Origin of the sequence: Pseudomonas sp. R62, assembly GCF_000257605.1 — a bacterium.
GTDB lineage: Bacteria > Pseudomonadota > Gammaproteobacteria > Pseudomonadales > Pseudomonadaceae > Aquipseudomonas > Aquipseudomonas atacamensis.
This window is the reverse complement of sequence record NZ_JH635999.1, coordinates 1,125,487-1,132,351: the sequence shown is the minus strand read 5'-3', so window position 1 is coordinate 1,132,351 and position 6,865 is coordinate 1,125,487. Positions and strand designations below refer to the sequence as shown.

At 61.5% G+C, this 6,865-nt stretch carries 7 protein-coding genes and 1 pseudogene; 6 read left to right on the top strand and 2 right to left on the bottom strand.

Annotation, left to right across the window (positions count from 1 at the left end; all coding sequences use genetic code 11):
* Nucleotides 1-126 precede the first annotated feature (126 nt).
* The 3 genes from OQK_RS23400 (at nucleotide 127) to OQK_RS23390 (ending at nucleotide 3,640) form a co-directional block, all read left to right on the top strand.
* Complete coding sequence (locus OQK_RS23400; RefSeq protein ID WP_016774548.1) at nucleotides 127-1,311, top strand: MFS transporter; 1,185 nt, start codon at nucleotides 127-129, stop codon at nucleotides 1,309-1,311.
* A gap of 27 nt (nucleotides 1,312-1,338) precedes the next feature.
* Nucleotides 1,339-2,013, top strand: coding sequence for a polysaccharide lyase family 7 protein (locus OQK_RS23395; RefSeq protein ID WP_016774547.1), 675 nt, complete (start codon nucleotides 1,339-1,341; stop codon nucleotides 2,011-2,013).
* A 217-nt stretch (nucleotides 2,014-2,230) separates the two neighbouring features.
* The gene (locus OQK_RS23390) at nucleotides 2,231-3,640 is read left to right on the top strand and encodes an MFS transporter (RefSeq protein ID WP_324175830.1); all 1,410 of its coding nucleotides are present in this window, start codon (nucleotides 2,231-2,233) and stop codon (nucleotides 3,638-3,640) included.
* A 7-nt stretch (nucleotides 3,641-3,647) separates the two neighbouring features.
* Here OQK_RS23390 and OQK_RS31875 read toward each other — a convergent pair whose 3' ends face one another.
* Together OQK_RS31875 and OQK_RS23385 are read right to left on the bottom strand one after the other, a co-directional pair.
* Entirely contained in the window at nucleotides 3,648-3,776 is a 129-nt protein-coding gene (locus OQK_RS31875; RefSeq protein WP_016774545.1) for a hypothetical protein, read from the bottom strand.
* 132 nt (nucleotides 3,777-3,908) lie between these two features.
* Nucleotides 3,909-4,460: a cytochrome b gene (locus tag OQK_RS23385; protein ID WP_016774544.1), complete on the bottom strand. Its 552-nt coding sequence runs from the start codon at nucleotides 4,458-4,460 to the stop codon at nucleotides 3,909-3,911.
* A 175-nt stretch (nucleotides 4,461-4,635) separates the two neighbouring features.
* On the opposite strand from OQK_RS23385, the gene OQK_RS23380 reads away from it, so the two are divergent.
* The 3 genes and pseudogenes from OQK_RS23380 to OQK_RS30180 all read left to right on the top strand — a co-directional run.
* The gene (locus OQK_RS23380) at nucleotides 4,636-5,313 is read left to right on the top strand and encodes a thermostable hemolysin (protein WP_016774543.1); all 678 of its coding nucleotides are present in this window, start codon (nucleotides 4,636-4,638) and stop codon (nucleotides 5,311-5,313) included.
* Nucleotides 5,303-6,781, top strand: coding sequence for an AMP-binding protein (locus tag OQK_RS23375; RefSeq protein ID WP_016774542.1), 1,479 nt, complete (start codon nucleotides 5,303-5,305; stop codon nucleotides 6,779-6,781). The genes OQK_RS23380 and OQK_RS23375 overlap by 11 nt, the downstream gene beginning before the upstream one ends.
* Nucleotides 6,781-6,865 (top strand): annotated as a pseudogene (locus OQK_RS30180) (biliverdin-producing heme oxygenase); the annotation flags it as partial. The gene OQK_RS23375 and the pseudogene OQK_RS30180, both read left to right, overlap by 1 nt.

Below are 6,865 nucleotides of genomic sequence, written 5' to 3'. Positions count from 1 at the left end.
CCAACCCTGCCCGTCCTCGGCCTGCCATTGCGAGCAGAACCTTGGGGCCGATGAGCGTAATGTCAGTGACTCGAAACTGGATCAGGCGGTCGAGGAAACCTTCCCTGCCAGCGATCCGATTTCCCCGTGAGCCTCAATCGACGCAGCCTCAATCTGGTCGCAGCAGCCTTCGCGCTGACCGCCTTGTCCTATGGCTTGGCGCGCTTCGCCTATGGACTGCTGCTGCCACAGATTCGTCAGGATCTGACGCTCAGCGTGACTGCTGCCGGATGGATCGGAGGCAGTGCGTTTGCGGCTTACTGTGTGGGCATCGTTGCGACGTTTGCCTGCAACGGCAAAGTCAGTCCGCGCGGGTTGACGGTGATGGCCGGCGCCGCTGCGACGCTGGGCATGGGACTGGTGGTTGTCGCTTCGTCGGGGCTGACGTTGGGCTGCGGCGTGGCGCTGGCGGGATTGAGCACGGGTCTGACTTCGCCGCCATTGGCCAGCGCGGTGGCAGCGCGTCTTAATGATGCGGATCGCCCGCGGGCCAATGGTTTTATCAATGCCGGGACAGCGGCGGGCATCGTTTTTTCCGGTTTGGCGGCGATATTGGCGGCCGGGCAATGGCGCCAGCTGTATGCCCTGTTTGCCTTGATCGGCATCGGCGTCACGATCTGGCTCTGGTTTGCGCTACCGCGCCGGGTCGAGCGTGACGTCGCGCAGAACTTCTCGCTGGCAATGCTGCGTCGACCCGGCGTACTGCCTTTGTGCGCCAGCGCTTTCCTGATGGGCCTGGCGAGCACGGCGATCTGGACATTCGGTGCCGACATTCTGCGCAGCGAGGCTGGATTCTCAGATCAGTCGATAGCATGGGCGTGGATCGTCCTGGGTGCGGCGGGAATCAGCGGATGCATGACGGGCGTGTTCACCGGCCGATTCGGTGTCGTGCGTATTCAGCATCTGGCACTGGCTGGGATCGCCCTCGGGACATTGGGCCTGTCGGCCGCCTCGATATCAGCCGGGTCTGGCCTCGTCGCAATGTGCCTGTTTGGCGCGGCCTACATCGTTTCTTCAGGCGTTTATCTGCTGCAAGGCATCCGCCTGTTTCCGGATCGTCCGGACTTGGGACTGGGCATACCGTTTCTGGTACTGGCGCTCGGTCAGACTGCTGGCACCCCCGTTTTCGGCGCTGTGCTGGAGGCTGCCGGCGTAATCGTTGCCCTTTGTATTTTCGCGGCGGCCGCTTGCGCCGCCATGGTGCTGTGCCCAAGAGATGGTGAAAATCCGCGCAGACAGATGTGCCAATCCACCGAAGGCTTGGGTCGCTAATGATTTTTATCGTCAGGAGTACAAACCATGGCCGTAAACATCAGCAATCTCACCCTCTCCACTCCGGTTCCCGTCTCGGCAACCAATCCGGTGGCACTGGAACTCAATGGCGCCGAGGCCATTGCACAGTTCCCCAGCATCGTCACGGTGCTACCGGACGGTTCGCTGCAACTGTCCGCGCCGACCAAAGGCGCCTCGAGCAAGAGCACTCACCGCACCCGCTGCGAATGGAAAGAATCCTTCTATTGGTCGCTGGCCAGCGCCGCTGACCACCTCAACTATCAGGAAATGACCGTGACCAAGGTCAACTCTGCGCAGAAAGTCGTTATCTCGCAGATGCATGTGAAAAACGACGACGGCCCGGTCATCAAAGTGTTCTGGCAGAAAGGCAACATCACCCTGGGCTTCCGCCAGAGTTTCAATCAGCCCACGCCGGTCAACACCACGGTGCTCAAGGGTGTACCGTTGGGGGCGAAGTTCAAGATCACCATTCGCGCCAACTCTGCCGGCGTGGCTCGAGTCACTGTCGACTACAACGGCGTTGTCGGCACATCAGGTGACTTGCAGCTCGACTCAACCTGGAATTCGCAGGTGTTCAATTTCCACGGCGGGGTCTACAACCAGATCGACTACACCGACGCCACGCCGCCAGAGGATGGCTCGATCTGCATCATCAGTGATTTGTTGATTTCGCATACTTAGGCGCTGAAACGAGCAAGGGCCTGCGTCAGCTTTCGCTGGCAGACCCTTGTCAGAGCTGAGCTCGATGGTGGGTTTTCAGCCTCCTCTTCGACTTCGAAATTGCCTGCGTCCTAACGTCGCAGCTTTCGGCTATTGGCAAATCCTGCGCAAGCCGTAGAATCCCGCGCGCTCTTGCAAGCGCGCGTCTGGTCACAGACGCGAACTTGCAGGGCTGGCCATGTCGTCCAACGCCACCGCCCTGCCCGATCGGCAGACATTTGCACAACACCTGTTCCAGCCTGGCAACCGCATGCGCAGAGGCGCACGTTGCGCTGTACGATTTCTTGAGGTTTTTATGTCTCCGCGTTTGCTGGCCATGGCGCTGGCGCCCCTGCTCGGGCTGTTCATTATTGCTCTGGGCAACGGTTTTCTGTCTTCCCTGACCACCCTTCGCCTGGACGCCGCCGGCGCCTCGGCGACGATGATCGGAATTGTTTCGTCGGCCTACTTCATCGGCCTGACGCTGGGCGCGGTGTTCAACGACCGGCTGATTCTGCGCATCGGCCATATTCGTGCCTACGGCAGCTTCGCCTCGCTGATTGCAGTGACGATCCTGTTGCAAGGTCTGTTTTATGACACCTGGGGCTGGCTGGTCCTGCGCCTGATCAACGGCTGGGCCACGGTCGGTGTGTTTCTGGTGATCGAAAGCTGGCTGCTGCTGGCCGGTGACGAGAAGATTCGCGGGCGCTTGCTCGCGCTGTACATGATCGTGCTTTATGGCGCTGGCGTTCTGGGCCAGGCGACGCTGGGAACCATCACTGGCATGAGTGACAGCGCGCCGTTCATGGTCGCCGGCATGCTTGCTGCGTTGTCGGTGCTGCCGATCGTGATCCTGCCGCGCGTCTCGCCGCTGCTCGATCAGGTCGAGCCACTCAAGCCCCGGCAACTGCTGGGCGTGACGCCGACCGGGCTGGTCGGCTGTTTCGGCTCGGGGGTGACCATAGCGGCGATCTACACCTTGTTGCCGCTGTATCTGCAACGCAGAGGTCTGGACGTCGGTGAAGTCGGCAGCATGATGGCCTGGACGATTCTCGGCGCGATGCTGCTGCAGTATCCAGTCGGACGCTGGTCCGACCGCACCGATCGCTTGCAGGTGCTGACCCTGCTGACGGTGGCGTGCACGGCATTATCGCTGGTGATTGTGCTGCTGCCGCTGTCTTCGACAATGCTCGCGGCGATGCTGTTTCTGCTCGGTGGCGGCGTCTTCGCGCTGTACCCGGTCGCCGTCAGCCACGCGGCCGACCGCGCCCCGGCCGAAGCGCTGGTGCCGATGATTCAGGGTTTGCTGCTGATCAACTCGCTAGGCTCGGCCATCAGCCCGATGATGATCTCGCCGGTGATGAACTCGTTCGGCGCCAACGGCCTGTTCTGGGTCTTCGCAGTGGTCAATTTGAGCATGGTCAGCTTTTTCTTCTGGCGCCGTGGCAAACGCCCGGTGCCGGCCAACCCCGCACCGTTCACGGCGGCAGCCACCTATTCGCCGACGGGTGCGGAGTTGCGGGTCACCGAGGATTTGCGCGTCGCCGCTGAGGAGCATCCGACGATGATGGATGCGATCAGCGGGGAACTGGTGACGCAGCCACGGTGACCGCTGATCAGCAACTGCCCGGCGGGATACCGTCCTTGTTAAAGTCCTTCAAGCGCTCGCGCTCTTCTTCGGTGGAATGTGCCGGGGTTGTTTGATCCGGTACTTCTTCCGGCACTTTGGTTTTTTCTTCAGTCATGGCTTTGCCCTCGTTGTCGATGCTATTTCGGCATCGGCGAGGGCTGGCAGTTCCGGATTTTCAGCTCCACCGCAGCCATGCGCTTGAGTTGCGGCGGACATTCCCTTCGACGAACGGCGCAAGATGCTTGCTTCAAGAGCGGGCACGCGCAATCAACATCCTCTGCAAGGTGTTGTCCTTCACCCAGTAATGGTGGAACAGCCCCGCCAGCGCGTGCAGGCCGATCAGCCAGTAGCCGGCACCGCCAATCCATTCGTGCCAGTACTTCAGTTGTTTGGCCAGGTCCGGGTCAATAGCCACCGGCGCCGGCACATGGAAACCGAAGTACGGAAACGGTTTATCGCCCGCCGCGAGCATCAGCCAGGCCAGGACAGGCGTGACAATCATCAATCCATACAGCGCCAGGTGTGTCAGGTGCGCGATTGCGGTCTGCCACGCCGGCGGCTTGGGGATAATCGGCGGACGCGGAGTCAGGCGGCCGATCAGTCGAATCCACACCAAGGCGAAGATGCTGGCGCCAAACAGGCCATGCAGGCCCATCAGCATGCTGCGCCCCTCACTGCCCTTGGGCAGATAGCCCTTGATTTCGACGCACGCATACACCCCGACGAACAACGCCAGCATCAGCCAGTGCAGGATGATTGAGAGTTTTCCATAACGGGTTACAGCGGTGTCGCGGATCATAGGAAACGCCTCGTGATTGTTGGGGAACGACGATCTTCTCGCTGGCCTACCGTGCTCGCCCAGCCTTAAGACAGTCTGAAGATTGGCGCTGCGGTTAACGGTTTTTCATCTTCAGACTTCGTTAAGAAATGGCTTGGATACTGCGCTCAAACCCATTGAGGGAGGCGCTCTGCCCATGCCCGAATTCGACTGGAACATCCCGCTGCCCTTGCGCTTCGGCGAGGCCGAATCGTTGCCGATGACGCTGAGAAACGCGTTGCCGGTGGACGAGTTGCGCGCGCCCTTCGAAGCCTTTATCCAGCAGCGCTTCCGCACGGCTCACGGTGCCGAAATCCGCCATTTCATGCCCGAGCTGTTCGGCATGCACAACAGCGACGGCCAGTTGTGCGCCGTGGCCGGGGTCCGTCGAGCGCATCAACAGGCACTGTTTCTCGAGCGCTATCTGGATGAACCGATCCAGTCGTTGATCAGTGCCGCCGCCGGTCGTGCAGTGGATCGCAAGGTCATTGTCGAAGTCGGCAACCTCGCCGCCAGCGATACCGGCAGTGCGCGCCTGAGCATCATCGCCATCACCTATCTGCTGGCCATGGGCGGCCTGGAATGGGTGACCTTCACCGGCAACATCGGGCTGGTCAACAGCTTCCATCGCCTGGGTTTGAAGCCCGTGACATTGTGCGCCGCTGATCCACAGCGACTGGGTGACGAGCATCAACACTGGGGCAGTTATTACGAAAGCAAACCCTGGGTGCACGTCGGCAACATTCGCGCGGGATTTGTTCACCTGCGCAATATTGGCCTGTTCACTCGCCTGGGTTTGCCGACTTCTGTTGAAGGAGCCTGCCATGTCGCTTGAATTGCAACGCTTCCAGGAAACCCTGCGCGACCATGCCCGGCGCAATGACAACGCCTCAGCCCTGTGGGGCGACACGCTGAGAATAGATTACGCCACGCTGTATGCCGAGGTGTTGTATCGCCAGGAGCGGCTGCGCGATGAGCAGGTGCGGGTGATCGCGCTGGCGCTGGACAACGGCGTCGACGCGATGCTTTGGGATCTGGCTGTGTTGTTCGAAGGCTTGACCTGCGTAACGCTGCCGCCGTTTTTCAGTGCCGCGCAGCGCGCCCATTGTCTGGAACAGAGCCAGGCCGAACGGGTGATCGCCGAGCCGCAACTGCAAGCCGAGCTGCTGGCAGCGGGATATCAACAACGGGGTGAGTTCTGGTGTCGCTCGTTCAATGGCCCCAGTCGCATGCCGCCGGGCACCGCGAAACTCACGTTTACCTCCGGGACCACCGGCACGCCGAAAGGTGTGTGCCTGAGCGCCGACAGCTTCCTGCGCGTTGCCCGGGAGCTTGATCAGGCAAGCGCAGCCACTGGACCGGAGCACCATCTGGCGCTGTTGCCTTTGGCGATCCTGCTGGAGAACCTGGGCTGTTATGCCGCGCTGTACGCCGGTGCGGTGTTGAGCCTGCCAAGCCAGACAACCCTCGGCATTCAAGGCGCCAGCGGCATCGACGTTGCGCGCCTGCTCGGTTATCTGGCCAAGCGTGCGCCGGAGAGCCTGATACTCGTACCACAGCTTCTGCAAGTTCTGGTCAGCGCCGCTGAACAGAAGGCTTTCGATCCGCAAACCCTGCTCTTCGCCGCGGTCGGTGGCGCGCGGGTGTCAGTAAACCTGCTGCACCGCGCGCAACGGGTCGGGTTAGCGGTTTACGAGGGATACGGCTTGTCCGAATGCGCCTCGGTCGTATGCCTCAATCGCCCCGGCGCGCGCCGTCCGGGCAGCGTCGGGCGCCCTCTGCCCCACCTCGAGGTGCGGTTGGCCGAGGACGGTGAAGTGCTGATCAAGGGTTCGGTGTTGCTCGGCTATCTGGGGGAGCCAGCGTATACCGATCAATGGTGGCCGAGTGGCGATCTGGGCGAATTCGATCCGGAAGGTTTTCTTTATCTCAAGGGCCGCAAAAAGCACCAATTCGTCACCAGCTACGGGCGAAACGTCAACCCGGAATGGGTCGAGTCGGAACTGACCCAGCGCCGCCACATCGCTCAAGCGTTCGTTTATGGCGAGGCGATGCCGCACAACCACGCCCTGCTCTGGCCGCATCGTCCGGACTGCACCGATGCCGGGCTGGCCGCCGCCGTCGCCGAAGCGAACGCGGCGTTGCCCGATTACGCCCAGGTGCATCAGTGGACGCGCCTGGCGCAGCCCTTCACTGCGGCCAACGGCCTGCTCACCGCCAATGGCCGGCCACGCCGTGACGCCATCGTCGCGCAGTACCGCACGCAACTGACCGAATCCGCCACTTCCGAGGAATCCGCATAATGAGTTTTTTCGACACCCTGCAAGAAGCCACGCAACGCGAACGCCACGAGCTGTTCAACCTGCCGATCATCGTCGATGCGTTGC

Bases quoted from the DNA above. Each gene is read 5' to 3' on its own strand.
- OQK_RS23375 (WP_016774542.1), top strand. From the start codon at position 5,303: ATGTCGCTTGAATTGCAACGCTTCCAGGAAACCCTGCGCGACCATGCC.
- OQK_RS23380 (WP_016774543.1), top strand. From the start codon at position 4,636: ATGCCCGAATTCGACTGGAACATCCCGCTGCCCTTGCGCTTCGGCGAG.
- OQK_RS23395 (WP_016774547.1), top strand. From the start codon at position 1,339: ATGGCCGTAAACATCAGCAATCTCACCCTCTCCACTCCGGTTCCCGTC.
- OQK_RS31875 (WP_016774545.1), bottom strand. From the start codon at position 3,776: ATGACTGAAGAAAAAACCAAAGTGCCGGAAGAAGTACCGGATCAAACA.
- OQK_RS23385 (WP_016774544.1), bottom strand. From the start codon at position 4,460: ATGATCCGCGACACCGCTGTAACCCGTTATGGAAAACTCTCAATCATC.
- OQK_RS23390 (WP_324175830.1), top strand. From the start codon at position 2,231: ATGTCGTCCAACGCCACCGCCCTGCCCGATCGGCAGACATTTGCACAA.